The organism is Micromonospora sp. NPDC005173, assembly GCF_040608515.1.
GTDB lineage: Bacteria > Actinomycetota > Actinomycetes > Mycobacteriales > Micromonosporaceae > Micromonospora.
The window spans coordinates 118,432-137,137 of sequence record NZ_JBEXIK010000001.1 but is presented as its reverse complement, the minus strand read 5'-3'; the positions used below and the strand labels follow the sequence as shown (position 1 = coordinate 137,137).

Here is an 18,706-nt window from a genome sequence, read left to right as displayed (position 1 = left end):
GTGGGCGCGATCACCGGAACGTTCAAGGGATTCGGGGTCACCTTCTCGCACATGTTCAGGAAGGTCGTCACCACCGACTACCCGTTCAAGCCGCCGGTGTCGGCGCCGCGCTACCACGGGCGGCACATCCTCAACCGGCACCCGGACGGGCTGGAGAAGTGCATCGGCTGTGAGCTGTGCGCCTGGGCCTGCCCGGCGGACGCGATCTTCGTCGAGGGCGGCGACAACACCGACGAGCAGCGCTTCTCGCCGGGTGAGCGGTACGCCAGCGTCTACCAGATCAACTACGCCCGGTGCATCTTCTGCGGACTGTGCATCGAGGCCTGCCCGACCCGATCGCTCACCATGAGCAACGAGTACGAGCTGGCCCGGGACAACCGGCAGGACCTGATCTTCACCAAGGAGCAGCTGCTCGCGCCGCTGCTTGAGGGCATGGAGCAGCCGCCGCACCCGATGCGACTGGGCGACAGCGAGAAGGACTACTACATCGGCGCGCTGGACAACCCGGGCACCTCCGCCGGTGCCGAGACGTCCCCGATGAGCCCCGGCCGCTACCAGGTCGAGGAGCACCCCGGCGTGACGTTCCCGGGCGCCGAGCAGGCCGCCCAACGCGCGGCGGTCGGTAAGGGAGAGGGAGCATGACCACGTCTACGGTGCTGGCCGCGGCGGGCGGGGTGTCCGGCGGCGAGGAGGTCACCTTCTGGATCCTCGCGCCGCTCGCGCTGATCGGCGCGATCGGGATGGTGGCCGCCCGCAACGCCGTGCACTCGGCGCTCTGGCTGGTGCTCACCATGCTCTGCCTGGGCGTGTTCTACGTGCTCCAGGCCGGGCCGTTCATCGGCATGGTGCAGATCATCGTCTACACCGGCGCGATCATGATGCTCTTCCTGTTCGTGCTGATGCTGGTCGGCCGGGACGCCTCCGACTCGCTGATCGAGACGCTGCGCGGTCAGCGGGTCGCCGCCATCGTGCTCGGGCTGGGCTTCGCTGGCCTGGTGGGCAGCGCGCTCTACCGGGCGATGGACGGGACCACCGCGGTCGGCCTGGAGCAGGCCAACGCGGAGGGCAACGTGCAGGGCATCGCCCGGCTGCTCTTCACCAAGTACGTCTTCGCGTTCGAGCTGACCTCGGCTCTGCTCATCACCGCGGCGGTCGGAGCCATGGTGCTCGCGCACGTCGAGCGGCGTAAGCAGGACAAGGTCGACCAGCCGTCGACCATGCGGGCCCGCTTCGCGCCGGGCAACTACCCCGGCCCCAAGCCGGGCCCCGGTGTCTTCGCGACGTCCTCCTCGGTGGCCACCCCGGCGCGCCTGCCGGACGGGCGGCTCACCGAGCGGAGCACGCCGGACATCCTGCCGGTGCGGGAGCTGACCGCCCAGGAAACCTCGCTGAAGGGGACCGACCAGTGACGCCCAACCACTATCTCGTGCTGGCTGCGGTGCTGTTCACCATCGGTGCCGCCGGGGTGCTCATCCGGCGCAACGCGATCGTGCTGTTCATGTGCGTGGAGCTGATGCTCAACGCGGCCAACCTGACCCTGGTCACCTTCAGCCGGATCAACGGCGACCTCAACGGTCAGATCATGGCGTTCTTCGTGATGGTGGTGGCGGCGGCCGAAGTCGTGGTCGGGCTCGCGATCATCATGTCGATCTTCCGGACTCGACGCTCCGCGAGCGTCGACGACGCCAACCTGCTCAAGTACTAAGGGGCAAGCAAGTGGAAGAGACTGTGCAGTACGCCGGTGCCACGGGCTTGCTCAGCAGCGTCTGGCTGCTGGTGGCGATCCCGCTGGTCAGCGCGGCCATCCTGCTGCTGCTAGGCCGGCGGGCCGACCGCTGGGGGCACTGGTTGGGCGTCGCCGCCATCGGTGCCACGTTCGTTCTCGGCCTGTCCTTCTTCTTCCAGCTTCGCGGCCTGGAGAACAAGTCGGTCGAGCTGAGCCTCTGGGACTTCATCGCCGTCGGTGACCTGCGGGTCGACTTCGGCCTGCTGTTCGACCCGCTGGCCGCGGTCTTCGTGCTCCTGATCACCGGGGTGGGTTTCCTGATCCACCTGTACGCGGTGGAGTACATGGCGCACGACGCGGGCCGCCGTCGGTTCTTCGCGTACTTCAACCTGTTCGTCGCGGCCATGCTGCTGCTGGTGCTCGGCAACAACTACGTGATGCTCTACGTCGGCTGGGAGGGCGTCGGTCTGGCGTCGTACCTGCTGATCTCCTTCTGGTACGAGCGGCCGAGCGCCGCCACGGCCGGCAAGAAGGCGTTCCTGATGAACCGGGTCGGCGACGCCGGCCTGGCCATCGCGATCTTCATCATGTTCGCCACCCTGGGCACCACCCAGTACGACGAGGTGTTCAACGGTGTCGGCGCGCTGACCGGCGCCACCGTGCTGGTGCTCGGCCTGCTGCTGCTGCTCGGTGCGGCCGGTAAGTCCGGCCAGTTCCCGCTCCAGGCGTGGCTGCCGGACGCGATGGAGGGCCCCACCCCGGTGTCGGCGCTCATCCACGCCGCCACCATGGTCACCGCGGGCGTCTACCTGATCGCCCGGTCCAACCCGATCTTCTCCGCCAACTCGACGCTTCAGCTCGTGGTCGTCAGCGTCGGCGCGCTCACCCTGCTGATGGGCTGCATCATCGGTGCGGCCAAGGACGACATCAAGCGGGTGCTCGCCTGGTCGACGGTGAGCCAGATCGGCTACATGTTCCTCGGCGTCGGCCTGGGCGGCGGGGCGTACGCGCTGGCCATCGTGCACCTGCTGGCGCACGGCTTCTTCAAGGCCAACATGTTCCTGGGCGCCGGCTCGGTCATGCACGGGATGAAGGACCAGGTGGACATCCGCCGCTTCGGTGGGCTGTCGAAGTACATGAAGGTCACCTGGCTGACCTTCATGATGGGCTGGCTGGCCATCATCGGCATGTTCCCGTTCTCCGGCTTCTTCTCCAAGGAGCCGATCATCGTGGCCGCCTTCGAGCGGACGGACTGGACGGCGTGGCTCTTCGGTGGGGCAGCGCTGCTCGGCGCCGGGCTGACCGCGTTCTACATGACCCGGCTCTTCGTGCTCACCTTCCACGGCCCGAAGCGGTGGACCGAGGACATCGAGCACCCGCACGAGTCGCCGGCGTTGATGACGATCCCGCTGATCCTGCTGGCGGTCGGCTCGGTGGGTGCCGGTTTCCTGCTCGCCACCTCGGTACCGGACTGGCTGACGGCGACCGCTGGGCTGGGCGGCCACGAGGAGGGGCACGAGGCGGTCCTCTCGCACACCGTGATCACCGCGCTCTCGCTGCTGGTCACCGTGCTCGGCGCCGGGCTGGCCTGGTTCCTGTTCCGGGCCGGTACGGCCACCGCGCCGCAGCCGGCCGGGGTGCTGGTCACCGCCGCGCGGCGCAACCTCTACACCGACGCGGTGAACGAGGCGGTCTTCGAGAAGCCGGGCATCTTCCTCACCCGGGCGCTGGTCTTCCTCGACAACCGGGGCATCGACGGGCTGGTCAACGGGCTCGCCGCCGGGGTCGGCGGTGGCTCGGGTCGGCTCCGGCGGCTGCAGACCGGCTTCGTCCGCTCGTACGCCACCTCGATCCTGGCCGGTGCGCTGCTGGTGATGGCGGCGTTCCTGGCCGTGCAGGCGGGGTGGTTGGCGTGATCGACCTCTTTCCGGCCGCCCCCGCCGGCGGACCACGCAGTGACGACGGAGGTAAGGCCGCATAATGTCCAACTTCCCGTTCCTCTCGGTGCTCACCGTGGCGCCACTGGTGGGCGCCCTGGTGGTGGCCTTCCTGCCGCGCCACCGACCGGAGCTGGCCAAGCAGGTGGCGTTCGTCTGGTCGCTGCTGGTGCTGGTGCTCTCCGTGGTGATGTGGGTCAGCTTCAAGGCAGGCGGTGACCGGTTCCAGTTCCGCGAGTCCTACTCGTGGATCCCGAACTGGGGTGTCAACTTCACCTTCGCCGCCGACGGCATCGCGCTGGTGATGCTGATGCTGATCGCGGTGCTGGTGCCGCTGGTGATCCTGGCGTCGTGGCACGACGCGGAGTCGTCGAAGCGGTCGGTGCCCGTCTACTTCGCGCTGCTGCTGGTCCTCGAGTGCACGATGATCGGCGTCTTCGCCGCCGCCGACGTCTTCCTGTTCTACGTGTTCTTCGAGGTCATGCTGGTGCCGATGTACTTCCTGATCGGCAGCTACGGCGGCCACCAGCGGCAGTACGCGGCGGTGAAGTTCTTCCTCTACTCGCTTGTCGGCGGCCTGTTCATGCTGGCCGCGGTGATCGGGCTGTGGGTCGTCGGCGGGAAGACCTTCGACTGGCAGGCGCTGTCGCAGATCGACATCAGCACCGGCACCGAGCGCTGGCTGTTCCTCGGCTTCTTCCTCGCGTTCGCCATCAAGGCGCCGTTCTTCCCGTTCCACACCTGGCTGCCGGACGCCGGTGGCGCCGCCCCTGCGGGCGCCGCGGCGCTGCTGGTCGGCGTGCTGGACAAGGTCGGTACGTTCGGCATCCTGCGCTACTGCCTGCCGCTGTTCCCCGAGGCGTCGAAGTGGTTCGCGCCGTGGGCGCTGGCGCTCGGCGTGATCGGCATCGTCTACGCCGCGCTGCTGGCGGTCGGCCAGAACGACCTCAAGCGGCTGGTGTCGTACACCTCGATCGCGCACTTCGGCTTCATCGGGGTGGGCATCTTCGCCTTCACCACCCAGGCCGGCACCGGCGCGGTGCTCTACATGCTCAACCACGGGTTGGCCACCGGCCTGCTCTTCCTGGTGGTGGGCATGCTGATCTCGCGGCGCGGCTCGGCGCTGATCAGTGACTTCGGTGGCGCGGGCAAGCTGGTCCCGGTGCTCGCCGGGGTGCTCTTCTTCGCCGGTCTCGCCTCGCTCGCGCTGCCCGGGACCGCGCCGTTCATCTCCGAGTTCCTGGTGCTGATCGGCACGTTCACGGTGAACAAGCCGGTCGCGGTCATCGCGACGGTCGGCATCATCCTGGCCGCCGCGTATGTGCTGTGGATGGTGCAGCGCACCACCCAGGGCACGCTCAACCCGGCGCTGACCGAGGTCGAGGGGATGCGCCGGGACCTCAACCTGCGCGAGAAGGTCGTGGTCGCCCCCCTGATCGCGCTGATCGTGCTGCTCGGCTTCTACCCGAAGCCGGTCACTGACGTGATCAACCCCGCCGTCCAGGCGACCATGGACGACATCGGCAGGACCGACCCCGCCCCGTCGGTGGGCGGCACCGTCCAGGAGGCGGCAAAGTGACCGAGTTGAAACTGCCGTCGCTCGACTATGCGGCGCTCGCCCCAATCATGATCATGTTGGGTGTCGCGTTGTTCGGCGTGCTGGTCGAGGCCTTCGTGCCCCGGCGTTTGCGGCACGTGGTGCAGCTGACGCTGGCCCTGCTGGCCGTACTCGCCGCGCTGACCATGGTGGTCCTCAACGCCGACGACCGGCTCATCACCGCCGGCCAGGCCATCGCGGTGGACGGACCGACGCTCTTCCTCCAGGGCGCGATCCTGGTGCTGGCCGCGATGGCGCTGCTGCTGATCGGTGACCGGACGGTGGAGCGGGGCGGGGCGTTCGTCGCCCAGGCCGCGGTGACCGCCGAGTCGGCCGACGACCGGCAGCAGGCCGAGGGGCGCAACGGCCTCACCGAGGTCTACCCGCTCACCACGTTCGCGATCGGCGGCATGCTGATCTTCGTGGCGGCGAACGACCTGCTGACCATGTTCATCGCACTGGAAGTCTTCTCGCTGCCGCTGTACCTGCTCTGCGCGCTGGCCCGTCGCCGGCGACTGCTGAGCCAGGAGGCGGCGATGAAGTACTTCCTGCTCGGCGCGTACGCCTCGGCGTTCTTCCTGTTCGGGGTGGCACTGATCTACGGCTTCACCTCCGGGATCCCCGGTCGCGGTGCCGGGGTCGACTTCGCCACGATCAACGCGGCGGTGACCGAGTCGCCGGCGAGCCCGGTGCTGCTCTTCGCTGGCATGGCGCTGCTCGCCATCGGCCTGCTCTTCAAGGCCGCGGCGGCCCCGTTCCACGTGTGGACGCCGGACGTCTACCAGGGCGCCCCGACCCCGATCACCGGCTTCATGGCCGCCTGCACCAAGGTTGCCGCGTTCGGCGCGCTGTTGCGCGTCTTCCACGTCGCGTTCGCCGGTGCAGCCTGGGACTTCACCCCGGTGCTCGGCGCGGTGGCGGTGCTGACCATGCTGGTCGGCGCGGTGCTCGCGGTCACCCAGACCGACATCAAGCGGCTGCTCGCGTACTCCTCCATCGCCAACGCCGGCTACCTGCTGGTCGGTGTGCTGTCGCCGAGCAGCGACGGGCTCTCCGGCACGATGTTCTACCTGGTCGCGTACGGCTTCTCGGTGCTGGCCGCGTTCGCGGTCGTGACCCTGGTCCGGGACGCCGACGGGGAGGCCACCCACCTGTCCCGCTGGGCCGGGCTGGGCCGGCGCTCGCCGTTCTACGCCAGCCTGTTCACGTTCATCCTGCTGGCCTTCGCCGGCATCCCGCTCACCAGCGGCTTCACCAGCAAGTTCGCGGTCTTCGGGCCGGCGCTGGACGGTGGCCACGCCTGGCTGGTGATCGCCGGTGTGCTGACCAGCATGGTGCTGGCCTTCCCGTACCTGCGGGTCGTGGTCATGATGTGGCTCTCCGAGCCGGGCGAGTCCACCCCGACCGTCACCGTGCCCGGTGGACTCACCTCCGCCGCGTTGATGATCGGCGTCCTGGCCACCCTGGTGCTGGGTGTCGCCCCGGCGCCGCTGCTCGACCTGGCTGCCGGAGCCGCCGACTTCGTGCGATGACCAGAGCCTCGGCAAACCGGGGACCGGCACACGTTCGTGTGCCGGTCCCCGGTGCATATCCCCGACCCGGAGCAGGTAGAACGGGTGTGGCATGGTTGATAGCGTGGTGATTCCGGCTGGCGAGCGTTCAGGTGCCACCGGCTCCGGCGGTCGCCGGGGTCGGGCGAGCACGAGTCAGTTCGGCGCGCTCGGCCTCCATCTCGCCGATCCCCGCGTCGAGGCATGTGTGCTGGGTCTGCTGGACGCGGTCGAAGTCGATCTGCGGGCCAGTGTGGCCAGCGCCGACCCGTTCGTCACCGAGGCCGCCCGGCACCTCGTCGAGGCCGGCGGGAAGCGGTTCCGGCCGCTGCTGGTGGCGCTGGGCGCCCAGTTCGGTGACCCGACCAGCCCGCAGGTGGTCCCTGCGGCCGTGGTGATGGAGCTCACCCACCTGGCCACCCTCTACCACGACGACGTGATGGACGAGGCCGCCGTGCGCCGGGGCGCGCCGAGCGCGAACTCCCGTTGGACCAACTCGGTCGCCATCCTGGTCGGCGACTACCTCTTCGCCCGCGCTGCGGACATCTCGGCCGAGCTGGGCCCCGAGGCGGTCCGGTTGCAGGCGCGCACCTTCGCCCGGCTGGTGCACGGCCAGATCGCGGAGACCGTGGGGCCGCGCGCCGACGATGACCCGGTCACGCACTACCTGCACGTGATCGCCGAGAAGACCGGCTCCCTGATCGCCACGTCGGCCCGGTTCGGCGGCATGTTCAGTGGAGCCTCCACCGAGCACATCGAGGCGCTGGCCGGGTACGGCGAGACCATCGGCGTCGCGTTCCAGCTCTCCGACGACCTGCTGGACATCGCCTCCGACTCGATGCAGTCGGGCAAGACACCCGGCACGGACCTGCGTGAGGGCGTTCCGACGCTGCCGGTGCTCTACGCGCGCGCTGCGGACGACTCCGACGCGTCCTCGGTGCGGCTGCGGGAGATCCTGGCCACCGGCCCGCTGACCGACGACGCGCTGCACGCCGAGGCGCTGGGGCTGCTCCGGGAGAGCCCGGCGCTCAAGCGGGCCCGGGAGACCGTGCGCAGCTACGCCGAGGACGCCCGGGGGCGCCTGGCCCCGCTTCCGAAGGGCCCGTCCCGCCAGGCCCTCGAGTCGCTCTGCGACTACATCGCCGACCGCACCAGTTAATCCCCGCTCCGACCCGCCCCGGCGGCGGTGCGCGTCAACAGGCGGCTGCCGACGAGCATGAGGGCGGCGGCGAGCAGCATGGCCACCGCAGCCGTGGTCCACATCGTCGGGTAGCCGAGGTGGGCGGCGAGTGGGCCGAGGGTCAGTGGACCGAGGCAGCCGCCCGCGTACACCCCGGTCTGGGTGATCGACGTGGCGGCGGCCGGGGCCTGCGGGTGGAGCCGGACCACCGCGAAGTTCATCAGGCCGGGCCAGGCCCATCCGAGGCCGAAGCCGAGCACCACGCCAGCCACCAGCGGCACCGCCCCGGTCAGGGCGAGCAGGCCCAGCCCGGCCGCGCCGACCACCAGCATCGCGGCGATCAGCGCCACGTGGCCGCTGGCGCGCCGGTCGGCCAGCCAGCCGGCGCCGACCCGGGCCAGCACACAGACGGCGCTGCCCAGGGTCAGGGTGAGGCCGGCGAGAGCCGGTGACAGGCCCCGGGCGGCCGCGGAGTCCACCAGGAAGGTGCCGAGCGCGTTCGCCGCGGCGGCAGCCAGCGCCGCCGCCGCACCGATCACCACCAGCGCCATCGTGGCCCGGCCCGCGCGCCCGGCGCCGGCCCGCCGGGCACGGCCGCGCTCCTGCCGGGGTACGGCGGGCAGCGTCGTCAGCGCCGCGCAGGCGGCGGCCACGAACGCCCAACGCCAGCCGGCGGTGAGCGCGACGGTGGGCACCGCTGCCCCGGCTAGCAGGGTGGAGACCGGGATGGCGGCCTGCTTGACGCCGAACGACAGCCCCTGCCGGCGAGCCGGCACATGCTGCGCCAGTGCGGCGTTGCTGGCCAACTGGCCGAGGGCGTTCGCGGCGGCGCTGAGCGCCAGCAGCCCGACCAGCACCGGGTACGACCGGGCGAGCGCCGCCACGGCAAGCATGGACCCGGCGGCAAGGAGGATGCCGCAGCGGGCCACCACGGCCGGCCCGTAGCGCTCGACCAGGCGGCCGGAGGGCACCGAGGCCAGCGCGCTGATCCCGAAGTAGACGGCCACGGCCAGGCCGAGGCCAGCCGGGGAGAAGCCGAGGTCCGCGCCCATCTGCACGGCGAGGCCGCCGAGCAGGAAGACGGGTAGCACGCAGGCGATGGTGGTGGCGACGGCGCCGGCGCTGACCCGGATCGGGCGGGCCGGGGCGGTGCCCGGGGCGGAGGTGAGGGCGGTGTCGGTCATCGTCGGCAAACCTACGTGAACCGCTCTCGGATCACTCCTGGTGACCGGCGGGGTACGACGTGTTGATGACGATCTGGCATCCTCGACCCGAACAGGCATTTCGCACCGGGCCTGTTTTTCATATGGTGTAAGTCCCTGGCGGCGGAGGTGGTTGTGCGCGACCCCTTGGCAGAACCTTCGGACCTGATCCGCAGCGTGTCCCGAGCGCTGCGGGTGCTGGAGTCGGTCGGTCGCGCCCCGAAGGGCCTGACCGTCAAGCAGATCGCCCGGCGGTGCGAGTTGACCGTGGCCACCACGTACCACCTGGTCCGCACCCTCGCCTACGAGGGCTACGTGATCCGTCGGGAGGACGGCACGTACATCGTGGGGCTGGAAGTGGCGGACCGCTACCGCGAACTGGTCACCGCGTTCCGTGGCCCGCCAGCCGTCGGTGAGACGCTGCGGCGCGCCGCCGCCGACACCGGCTACAGCCACTACCTGGGCCGCTTCGTCGGCGGCCAGGTGGCCCTCACGGCGGTCGCAGAGGGGCACCGCTCGCCCTACCTGGAGGATCTGGTCCCCGGCTTCGACGAGGGGGCGCACGCCACCGCCCTCGGCAAGTCCCTGCTCGCCACCCTCACCACCGAACAACGCTTCCGCTACCTGCGGGAGTACGGCATGCGCCCGTTCACCACCGCCACCCTGACCAGCACCGAGACGTTCGAGGCCGACCTGGCCGCCGGCGACCGGCGCGGCATGCAGTTGGAGCTGGGGCAGTTCCGCCAGGGGGTGGCCTGCGCGGCGGTGCTGGTCTCGCCGGACAAGGACATGGAACGGCGGGTCGTGCTGGCCTGCGCGCTGCCGGCCGGCGAGATGATGACCTCCGCCCGGGTGGTCCGGGCCAAGCTGCTCACGGTCGCCCGGGCCGTCGCCGACGGCATCGCCGCCGACCACTGACCCCACGACGCCGAGAGGCCCTCTCCCGGGCTGGGAGAGGGCCTCTGGTGGCGGTCCAGCGCCGGACCGCCGGAGTAACGTCAGCTGCCCACCGGGCCGCCGTCGAGGCGCCAGGTGACCACCACGCCCGGCTTGGCGTAGTCGCCGTCCGGCCAGTTCGAGGCCGGGTTCTCCACCGATGCGCCGGTGATCTCACCCGGGTGCTGCACGGCGACGAAGACCGAGCGGTTGTCACCGGTGATGAACGGGCCGCAGGTCTCGGCGCCGAGCGGCACGGTCAGGAACTGCTTGAGGTGACCCCGCTCCGGGCCCTCCACGGCGGTGGCGAAGAGGCCGTCGTTGCTGCCCAGCGCGTTGCCGTCCGTGGAGATCCACAGGTTGCCGGTGGCGTCGAAGGCGACGTTGTCCGGGCAGGAGATCGGGGAGACCTTGGTCTTGTCGTATCCGGCGAAGAAGGTCGACGGGTCGGTCGGGTCGCCGCAGACGATCGGCAGCGACCAGGCGAAGGTCTCGGCAGCGTTGTCGCCGCGGTCCTCGACCAGCTCCAGGATCTGCCCGTGCTTGTTGGCGGTCCGCGGGTTGGCCTCGTCCGCCTTCGGGCTGCTGCCGACGCCCCGGTTGGTGTTGTTCGTCAGCGCCACGTACACCTTGCCGGTCAGCAGGCTCGGCTCGACGTCCTCCGGGCGGTCCATCTTGGTCGCGCCGACCTTGTCGCCAGCGAGCCGGGTGAAGGTGAGCACGTCCGCGGCGGTCATCCCGTCGACGTACGAACGGTTGCCGCTCACCAGCTTGATCCAGCGGCCCCGACCGTTGAACGCGCCGTCACTGGGAAGCTTGCCCGAGCCGTCGATCTCGCCGGCGCTGGTCTGGTCCAGCTGCGCGACGTAGAGCGTGCCGGACTCCAGCAGGGTCAGGTTGTGCTTGCGGGCGGCCCAGGAGTTGCCCTTCAGGAACTTCTTGTCCGAGACGAACTTGTAGAGGTAGTCGAACCGCTCGTCGTCGCCCATGTACGCGACCACGTGCCCGTCCTTCGTGACGATCACGTTCGCGCCCTCGTGCTTGAACCGGCCCATCGCGGTGTGCTTACGCGGGCGGCTCTCCGGGTCGAACGGGTCGATCTCGACGATCCAGCCGAACCGGTGCGCCTCGTTCGGGTGCTTCGCCAGGTCGAAACGCTCGTCGGCGCGCTCCCACTTGCGGCTGCCGCTGGGGTAACGGGTTGCGGTGCTGATGCCGTACCGGTCCATCTTCGGCTTCAGCTCCGCCGGGACGCCGTCGGCACCGACGAAGTACTGGTTGAAGTTCTCCTCGCCGGAGAGCACCGTGCCCCACGGGGTCACGCCGCCGGCGCAGTTGTTCAGCGTGCCGACGACCGTACGGCCCTTCGGGTCGGCGGCGGTCTTCAGCCAGGCCGAGCCGGCGGCCGGGCCGGTCAGGTCGAACTTCGTGGCGAGCGCGGTGACCCGCCGGTTGTACGGCCGCCGGCCGTTCTCGACCGGCTTCCACTGCCCGGTGCCGGCGACCCGCTCCAGCTCCACCACGGACATGCCGTGCGCGGCCATCGCGGTGCGCAGCTGCTCCACCGAGAGCCCGTCCAGGCCGGGGAAGCCCGGGAACATCAGGTCCTCGTTGGTGTACTCGTGGTTGACCACGAGCAGCGCCCGGTTGCCCCGCTTGTCCAGCGGCAGCACGCCCACGAAGTCGTTGTTGTAGCCGAACTGCTTGGACTGCGCTGCGGCGGTCTGCTTGTGCACGTTGAACTCGGGCGCGCCCGGCACCACCGGGTCACCCCACTTGATCACCACGGCGTGGTCGTACCCGTTCGGTACGACCAGGGTGTCCAACTTGTTCGGCGGGATCGGCTTGAAGCTCAGCGCCCCGCTGCCGACGCCGGTGGTGGGACGTCCGAAGCCGAAGGACTCCGGGACATCCGGGAGATCCGGGGTGGCGGGGGCTGCCATGGCCGGGGCGGCGCCGGCCAGCGCACCGGCCGCAGCACCACCGAAACCGAGCACCAGCGCACCGACCGCGCCGGCCCGGACCACGCCGCGCCGCGAGACCTCCGCGTTCACCACGTCTCCGAAGTACGCGTTGTCGGAGGTGTTCGGGACCGGGTGGTCGCAGGCGTTTCCACAGCGGTAGAGACAGGTCATGGCGTCGCGGGTGCCGTGGCGGTTGGCACCCAACAGCGGGAGCAGCCGGGGACGGTCGCTCATGGGAGAAGCCTCCTGGGAAGGTCAGTGGCACTGCTGGATCAGGCATCGGCAGGCGTACCTGCCGGACGCTAGGAGGACGCGGTGAGCGCTCGTCGGCCGCAATGTGAACCAGACGTGAACAAGTCGCCGGTGCCGGTCGACGCACAGCCGGTCTGACCTCGGGCTGAACCGATCGGCATGACCGCACGTATTCACGAGCGGACGCACCGCCGGACGCGCGCCGGAAGCGAGGAGACCGCCATCAGCGACCATGACGCTCAACTGCTGCGCGCGCTGCATGACGAGCACGCGGAGGCGCTGTACGCACACGCCCTGCGGCTGGTCAACGGGGACCGGCAGCGGGCCGAGGACCTGGTGCAGGAGACGCTGCTGCGGGCCTGGCGACACCCGGAGTCGCTCGACCCGCGACGCGGCTCGGTGCGGGCCTGGCTCTTCACCACCGCCCGCAACCTCGCCATCGACGCCTGGCGGCGACGATCGACCCGGGTCGGCGAGGTGTTCACCAACGAGCTGCCCGAACCGCCGGAGGTGGTCGACGAGGCCGAACGCGCGGTGGAGGCGTGGACGGTCGCCGAGGCGCTGAACCGGCTCAGCCCGACCCATCGGGAGGTGCTGGTCGAGTGCTTCTACCAGGGACGGTCGGTGGCCGAGGCGGCGTCCCGGCTGGGCGTGCCACCGGGCACCGTGAAGTCGCGCACCCACTACGCGCTGCGCTCACTACGGTTGGTCCTGGCTGAGATGGGAGTGACGGGATGACCCGGTGCGAGTTCGCGCACGACGATGGCGCGTACGTGCTGGGTGCCCTCGCCCCCGCCGAGCGGGCGGCCTACGAGCGGCACCTCGCCGGCTGCGCCTCCTGCCGGGACGCCGTCGCCGAGATCGCCGTACTGCCCGGGCTGCTCGGCCGCCTCGACCCGGCGGGGTTGGAGCAGTTCCTGCCGCCACCGACCGCCGCCCGGGCACCCGCGTTGCTGGAGGAGGCCCGCAACCGCCGTCGCCGTGAACGCTCCGCGACCCGTCGGCGCTACGCGCTGACCACCCTGGCCGCCGCCGCGCTGGCTCTGGTGGTCGGTGTCGGCACGGGCGCGGTGCTACCCCGCCCGTCCGGCCCGCCCGACACCCCCGGTGCCCAGGGCACCACGCCCGCGCCGAAGGTGTCGATGGTCGCCATGCGACCGGTGGCCGCCGCCGGGCCGGTGCACGCCGAGATCGGGCTGACCGGCACCGACTGGGGCACCGAGGTGACCATGCACTGCGGGTACGACGCGCGGACCAGCTACGGCAAGGCGTACCCGTTCCGGCTGGTGGCGCACGGCCCGAACGGTGCCACCGAGCAGATCGGCTCCTGGCTCGCCGCGCCCGGGGACGACCTCCGGTTCACCGGGGCGACCCGCTTCACCGACGCGGAACTCGTCAGCGTGGAACTGCAACGCGCCGACGGCACCCCGCTGCTCACCTTCGCCGTCCCGTAACCGGCTCAGGGCTTGGGGAGGGGGTGCGGGTGGCGAGACGGGTGCGGTGGGACTGGCGGACGGCGTCGGCGGTGAAGACGATCAGGGCGAGCCAGACCAGCGCGAAGCCGGCGAGGCGGGCCGGCGGCATCGGCTCGTGGAAGATCAGCACGCCGCAGCCGAGCTGAAGGATCGGCGCCAGATACTGGATCATGCCGAGGTTGGTCAGCGGCAGGCGGTTGGCGGCCCCGGCGAAGAGCAGCAGCGGGATCGCGGTGGCCGCACCGGCCACCACCAGCAGCGCGGTGTGCCCGGCCGAGACGTGCCCGAAGGTCGACTCGGCGCGCCGGGTCAGCCAGGCCAGGTAGCCCAGCGCGGGCAGCGCCAGCACCGCCGACTCGACGAAGAGCCCCTCTGCGGCGGGCAGCCCGAGCCGCTTCTTGACCAGGCCGTACCCGGCGAAGCTGAAGGCCAGGGTCAGTGCCAGCCAGGGCAGCCGGCCGTAGTCCACGGTGAGCACCGCGACCGCCGACGCGCCGATGCCCAGTGCCACCCACTGCGCCGGGCGTAGCCGCTCGCCCAGCACCGTCACCCCGAGCAGCACCACCACCAGCGGGTTGATGAAGTAGCCGAGCGCCGTCTCCACCACCCGGTCGGAGTTGACCCCGTAGATGTAGGTGCCCCAGTTGACCGCGATCAGCGCGGCGGCGGCGGCGATCCCGGCCAGTGCCCAGGGCCGGCGCAGCAGCGCCCGCAGGAAGCCGATGTTGCGCAGCGCGGCCAGCAGCAGGGCCACGAAGACGACCGACCAGACGATGCGGTGCGCCAGGATCTCCAGCGGGCCGGCCGGTCGCAGCAGCTTCAGGTAGAGCGGGAAGAAACCCCAGAGCAGGTACGCGCCGAGGCCGTAGAGGTATCCCAGGCGGAGTGGCGTCACGGCTCCACCGTAAGGGGTCAACTGCCCTCTTGTTCCTTTCCGGTGACCGGCGTCACCGCTGGCCGCCGATCGAGCTGCATCCACCGCTCCGGGGTGTCCAACGGCGTGAAGCCCACCCGCGCGTACACCTCGTGCGCGTCGTTGGTGGCCAGCAGAATCCGGCGTACGCCCAGCTCGGCCAGGTGGTCGCGGACCGTGCCGGCCAGCCAGCCGCCCAACCCGTTGCCCCGGGCGGAGCGGTCCACGTACACGTCGCAGAGCCAGGCGAAGGTGGCGCCGTCGGTGACCGCCCGGGCCACCGCCACCTGGCGGCCGTCCCCAGGTCGGTAGACGCCGAACGGCAGCGAACCGGCGAACGCCCGGGCGACCGTCTCCCGATCCCGCCCCAGCGCCCAGTACGCGTCGGTGGACAGCCAGCGGTGCACCCGCTCCAGCTCGAGTCGGGCGGGGTCGGTGCTGAGCAGGTGGCCGTCGGCGCGGGTCAGCGAGAACACGCCGGCGAGGCTAGCCGACCCGAGCAGTCCCCGCGCACGCCAATTCCCGATCCGTGGTCACCAGACCGCCCGGGGCTCCGGTCGTGGCCGGGGCCCCGGGCGGCCCGGCCCGGGTCGGTGCGGGGCGGTCGCCGGTCAGTCGCGGTCGAGGACCGCGCCGAGGATCCAGGTCACGATGCTCACGAAGAGGGCACCCAGCACGGCGGCCGGCCAGAAGCCGTCCACCGAGAACCCCAGCCCGGCCTGGTCGGCGATCCAGCTCGTGAGCAGGAACAGCAGGCCGTTGACCACCAGCGCGATGAGACCCAGGGTCAGCAGGTAGAAGCCACAGCCGACGGTCTTGATGATCGGCTGGAGCACCGCGTTGACCACGCCGAAGATCGCCGCCACCAGGACCAGCGTGGTGACCGTCTCGACCGCGGAGGTCGACTCCAGAATGATGCCTGGAATGAGCAGTGTGGCCAGCCAGAAGGCCAGCGCCGTGGTGGCCAGCCGAATCAGCAGCCCTTTCAGAAAACCCATGGCGGGGATCGTGCCACGGACCGGCCACCGGCGTAACCCGCCAGTTGACGATCCGTTCGGCTCAGCCGCGCGCCGGCCGCCCAATCAGCTGCGACTCGATCGGGGTGGGGGAGAGCAGCGCCCACCGCAGTGCTCGCCGGTTCACCACTGCCACCATGTCGTCCCGCATCCGGGTCAGCCACTCGGCCGAGCCGCCCAACCCCAGCGCGGCACCGGCCAGGGCGGCCTCGGCGGCGTCCAGCGGTTGCAGCACCGCCAGGTCGGCCCGGCTCAGCGTGTCGACGTCCGCCGGGGTCAACTCGTCCCGCACCACCACGGTGGCCCGCCACGGCGGGCCCGGCTCGGCCTCGGCCGGCACCGGTCCCGCGTCGACCACCAACAGCAACGGCCGCAGCGCGGTGCCCACGCCGTCGGCGACCGGGCGACCCGGCGGGATCAGCGGGATCGTCCCGCCGGGCGCGCCCACGCCCCGGACGAACGGCTCCCAGGCGCGCGGGCGCGCGGTCTGCACCACCACCAGGGCACCCAGCGCCATCGCGCGCAGCGCCACCAGTTGAGCGGCGCGTACCCCGCCCACCAGCAGCACGCGAGTGCTCTCCGGTCGGAACAATCGCACGGTGACCGCACCGCCGTGCCGGTTGGTGCCGACCATCATCCCGGCCTCACCCAGGGTCAGCTCCCAGCCATCCACCGCCGGTCGTGGCTGCGCCCCGGTTGCGGCGAGCGCGAGCGGCAGCGTGCCGGCCAGCCCGTCGAGGTGTACGCCGTCGAGCCGGCGGACCTGCCCGCCCAGGCCGGTCACCAGCCGGTTCAGCGCCTCGGCGGCCACGGTCAGCTCCGTCGCCGTCCCGGCGGCCAGGCGTACGGTCAGCTCGGTCGGCACCCCGGTGGCCGAAGGCGGGCCTGCGCAGAGCGACACGGTCGTCGCGGTCGCCGGCAGCGCGAGCAGCCGTGCCACCAGCCGCCGCGCACCCGCACTGTGGGCGTCCGGCCACTGGATCAGCCGGAAGGTGGCCTGGAGCAGTGCGCCGGACCGGAGCACCGGCCAGGACTCCCGCACCGGATGGCCGTCGTGGTGGGCCAGCTCGCCCAGGACGCGGAGCGCCGCGGGTACGCCGAGCGGCCGCGCGGTGAGCGGCCCGAGTCGGCGGACGAGCCGGCGCAGCGTGCCGGCGAGCACCCGGCGCAGATCCTCCTCCGACCAGCCGTCGACCCGTAGCACCCGGACCGCCAGTACGGCCCGCTCCCGCCCGGCGAGCCGCCCATCGGTGAGCTGCCGGTACGACGTGCCGACCGTGCCGCCCGCCGCCGGCACGGGTGCCGGTGTCCCGGCGAGCAGCAGTTGGATCCGCAGCGGCGGTACCTCCGGCCCGGGTGGGGGCAGCAGCGCGGACGGCGCGGGGATCGCCCGGGACGCGTCGCCGAGCAGGTCGCCGGGGTCGCCGAGCTCGAGGAGCGCCACCAGGCCGGTGGTGTCCTCCAGCACCGCGGCCGGTCCGCCGGGCAGCTCCGTCGAGCGGACCACGGCACCCGGGGCGACCAGGTCGAGCAACTCGGTCGGGCCGGCCGGCCCGGCCAGCGCCCGGCGACGGGTCAGGTGCCCGACGGCGGTGCCCAGCCACTCGAAGAGCCAACGGCCCCGGACCCGGCCCCAGGCGGTCGCCACCAGTAGCGCCGCTGCCAGCAGGGCCGCGACGGTGGCCAGGACGCCCCGGCCCAGGGCGGCGAGGACGAGCGCCACCGCGACCTGCCCGGTGACCAGTTGGCCCGCGCGCACCCCGGCACCGGCGCGGCGGCCGAGCGAGGCCCAGCGGGTGCGGGGCGGCGGCCGGTGGGGTGCGCCCTGGACGGGAAGACCCGGGCCGGTGTCGGTGAGCCCGCTCGGCCCGGGTGCCGGCGGGACAATGCCTGGCCCGGGCCCGGCGGGGATCGCCGGCTGCGGTCCTCCGGTGGTGATCGCCGGCACCGCACCTCCTCGACAGTGGACCGCGCCGGGCGGCCGGCCGCTCCGACGGTCCGTCACGCGCCGCGACGTGGCTGCGGCACATCGTAAGCGACCGATGGGTCTCGTGGTTGTCCACAGGGGAGATGCGGGGGGGTAGCAGAACTGCTACCGGGCCGCTACCGTCAGCCACGAAGTTCATCGCTGACCCGCGTCCACCATGCTCGACGACCGGGCCACGCGAGCGGCGCGCCCCCAGGGTGGGCGCGTCGACGGCCAGTCACGATCGAGGAGATGAGGTGACGTCCGGGTGTCCCAAACCCAGGCAGAAGCCGCGGTCATGCAGCAGACCGCCGCGAAGTTCGAGCAGGTGGACCAGTCGTTGCAGTCCATGCTGACCGGCCTGCTGGCCGAGCTGGAGGTGTTGCAGCAGGCCTGGCGCGGTGCCGGCGGGCGGTCGTTCGAGCAGGTCAAGCAGCAGTGGTCGCAGGACCAGGCGGCGCTGCACCGGGCGCTGCGGGAGACCGCAGGTGCGATCCGCACCGCCGGCCGGCAGTACGACGTCTCGGACGACGAGGCGGCCAGCCGGGTGGCCGGCACCAACCGCGGCGGCATCCAGCTGCCGCTCTGATCCCGCTCGGGAGGGAGATCCGATGGACCACGGTGTGCTGGTCGTCAACTTCGCCGCGCTTCAGCAGGCCGGCGCGGACATCCAGAAGGCGCTGAACACGCTCGACTCGCAGCTCGGCCAACTCGAACGGGACGCCGCCCCGCTGGTGGCGAGCTGGACGGGCGAGGCCCGGCAGGCGTATGAGCAGCGCCAGGCGCGGTGGCGCTCCGCCTCGCAGGACCTCCAGGCGATGCTGCGCGACATCAGGCTGGCGGTGGGCGACTCCGCCACCGACTATCTGGACACCGAGAAGAAGAACACCGGGCTGTTCCAGTGATTCCGGTGGGCCGGGAGCGCTGACCATGTCCGGGTCGGCGCCCCGGCCGCGCCTGGTCGGTGAGCGGGGCGGCGGGCTCGCAGGGTC

Annotated in this window: 18 protein-coding genes; 12 read left to right on the top strand and 6 right to left on the bottom strand. The window is 71.6% G+C overall.

Annotation, left to right across the window (positions count from 1 at the left end):
• The 7 genes from nuoI to ABZV00_RS00625 all read left to right on the top strand — a co-directional run bounded on the left by nuoI (position 1) and on the right by ABZV00_RS00625 (position 7,969).
• The gene (nuoI, locus tag ABZV00_RS00655; RefSeq protein ID WP_328422632.1) at positions 1 to 642 is read left to right on the top strand and encodes an NADH-quinone oxidoreductase subunit NuoI; all 642 of its coding nucleotides are present in this window, start codon (positions 1 to 3) and stop codon (positions 640 to 642) included.
• Positions 639 to 1,409 carry an NADH-quinone oxidoreductase subunit J gene (locus ABZV00_RS00650; protein WP_328422634.1) on the top strand — a complete coding sequence of 257 codons (771 nt, stop codon included), beginning with the start codon at positions 639 to 641 and terminating at the stop codon, positions 1,407 to 1,409. Before nuoI ends, ABZV00_RS00650 begins: the two co-directional genes overlap by 4 nt.
• Positions 1,406 to 1,705, top strand: coding sequence for an NADH-quinone oxidoreductase subunit NuoK (gene nuoK / locus ABZV00_RS00645; protein WP_328422636.1), 300 nt, complete (start codon positions 1,406 to 1,408; stop codon positions 1,703 to 1,705). Before ABZV00_RS00650 ends, nuoK begins: the two co-directional genes overlap by 4 nt.
• Positions 1,706 to 1,716: 11 nt before the next feature.
• Entirely contained in the window at positions 1,717 to 3,642 is a 1,926-nt protein-coding gene (nuoL, locus tag ABZV00_RS00640) for an NADH-quinone oxidoreductase subunit L (RefSeq protein WP_355600635.1), read from the top strand.
• 64 nt (positions 3,643 to 3,706) lie between these two features.
• Positions 3,707 to 5,242, top strand: a complete 1,536-nt coding sequence (locus tag ABZV00_RS00635; protein ID WP_355600633.1) for an NADH-quinone oxidoreductase subunit M — start codon at positions 3,707 to 3,709, stop codon at positions 5,240 to 5,242.
• Positions 5,239 to 6,792: an NADH-quinone oxidoreductase subunit NuoN gene (gene nuoN / locus ABZV00_RS00630; RefSeq protein ID WP_355600631.1), complete on the top strand. Its 1,554-nt coding sequence runs from the start codon at positions 5,239 to 5,241 to the stop codon at positions 6,790 to 6,792. Before ABZV00_RS00635 ends, nuoN begins: the two co-directional genes overlap by 4 nt.
• 91 nt (positions 6,793 to 6,883) lie before the next feature.
• The gene (locus tag ABZV00_RS00625) at positions 6,884 to 7,969 is read left to right on the top strand and encodes a polyprenyl synthetase family protein (RefSeq protein WP_355600629.1); all 1,086 of its coding nucleotides are present in this window, start codon (positions 6,884 to 6,886) and stop codon (positions 7,967 to 7,969) included.
• On the opposite strand, the gene ABZV00_RS00620 is transcribed toward ABZV00_RS00625, so the two are convergent.
• Complete coding sequence (locus ABZV00_RS00620) at positions 7,966 to 9,174, bottom strand: MFS transporter (RefSeq protein ID WP_355600627.1); 1,209 nt, start codon at positions 9,172 to 9,174, stop codon at positions 7,966 to 7,968. The two genes, ABZV00_RS00625 and ABZV00_RS00620, sit on opposite strands and share 4 nt — an antisense overlap.
• 153 nt (positions 9,175 to 9,327) lie before the next feature.
• Between ABZV00_RS00620 and ABZV00_RS00615 the strand changes: the two genes are divergently transcribed.
• The gene (locus ABZV00_RS00615; RefSeq protein WP_328422648.1) at positions 9,328 to 10,110 is read left to right on the top strand and encodes an IclR family transcriptional regulator C-terminal domain-containing protein; all 783 of its coding nucleotides are present in this window, start codon (positions 9,328 to 9,330) and stop codon (positions 10,108 to 10,110) included.
• 80 nt (positions 10,111 to 10,190) lie between these two features.
• Here the strand turns inward: ABZV00_RS00615 and ABZV00_RS00610 are convergent, their stop codons facing one another.
• Positions 10,191 to 12,326, bottom strand: coding sequence for a PhoX family phosphatase (locus ABZV00_RS00610; protein ID WP_355600625.1), 2,136 nt, complete (start codon positions 12,324 to 12,326; stop codon positions 10,191 to 10,193).
• A gap of 177 nt (positions 12,327 to 12,503) precedes the next feature.
• Here ABZV00_RS00610 and ABZV00_RS00605 point away from each other — a divergent pair, with 177 nt between their 5' ends.
• Both ABZV00_RS00605 and ABZV00_RS00600 read left to right on the top strand, forming a co-directional pair.
• Positions 12,504 to 13,082 (top strand): sigma-70 family RNA polymerase sigma factor, encoded by a 579-nt coding sequence (locus tag ABZV00_RS00605; RefSeq protein WP_328422651.1) that lies wholly within the window; start codon positions 12,504 to 12,506, stop codon positions 13,080 to 13,082.
• Entirely contained in the window at positions 13,079 to 13,798 is a 720-nt protein-coding gene (locus tag ABZV00_RS00600; RefSeq protein ID WP_355600623.1) for a zf-HC2 domain-containing protein, read from the top strand. Before ABZV00_RS00605 ends, ABZV00_RS00600 begins: the two co-directional genes overlap by 4 nt.
• On the opposite strand, the gene rarD is transcribed toward ABZV00_RS00600, so the two are convergent.
• From rarD to eccE, 4 genes are all read right to left on the bottom strand, one after another.
• Entirely contained in the window at positions 13,779 to 14,714 is a 936-nt protein-coding gene (gene rarD / locus ABZV00_RS00595) for an EamA family transporter RarD (protein ID WP_355600621.1), read from the bottom strand. The two genes, ABZV00_RS00600 and rarD, sit on opposite strands and share 20 nt — an antisense overlap.
• 17 nt (positions 14,715 to 14,731) lie before the next feature.
• Positions 14,732 to 15,208 (bottom strand): GNAT family N-acetyltransferase, encoded by a 477-nt coding sequence (locus tag ABZV00_RS00590; RefSeq protein ID WP_355600619.1) that lies wholly within the window; start codon positions 15,206 to 15,208, stop codon positions 14,732 to 14,734.
• Between the two features lie 135 nt (positions 15,209 to 15,343).
• Positions 15,344 to 15,730, bottom strand: coding sequence for a phage holin family protein (locus tag ABZV00_RS00585; protein WP_328422659.1), 387 nt, complete (start codon positions 15,728 to 15,730; stop codon positions 15,344 to 15,346).
• Between the two features lie 61 nt (positions 15,731 to 15,791).
• Positions 15,792 to 17,507: a type VII secretion protein EccE gene (eccE, locus tag ABZV00_RS00580; RefSeq protein ID WP_355601317.1), complete on the bottom strand. Its 1,716-nt coding sequence runs from the start codon at positions 17,505 to 17,507 to the stop codon at positions 15,792 to 15,794.
• Positions 17,508 to 17,982: 475 nt separating this feature from the next.
• Between eccE and ABZV00_RS00575 the strand changes: the two genes are divergently transcribed.
• Together ABZV00_RS00575 and ABZV00_RS00570 are read left to right on the top strand one after the other, a co-directional pair.
• Positions 17,983 to 18,303, top strand: a complete 321-nt coding sequence (locus ABZV00_RS00575) for a WXG100 family type VII secretion target (RefSeq protein ID WP_088986744.1) — start codon at positions 17,983 to 17,985, stop codon at positions 18,301 to 18,303.
• Between the two features lie 22 nt (positions 18,304 to 18,325).
• Complete coding sequence (locus tag ABZV00_RS00570) at positions 18,326 to 18,619, top strand: WXG100 family type VII secretion target (RefSeq protein ID WP_328422665.1); 294 nt, start codon at positions 18,326 to 18,328, stop codon at positions 18,617 to 18,619.
• Positions 18,620 to 18,706 lie beyond the last annotated feature (87 nt).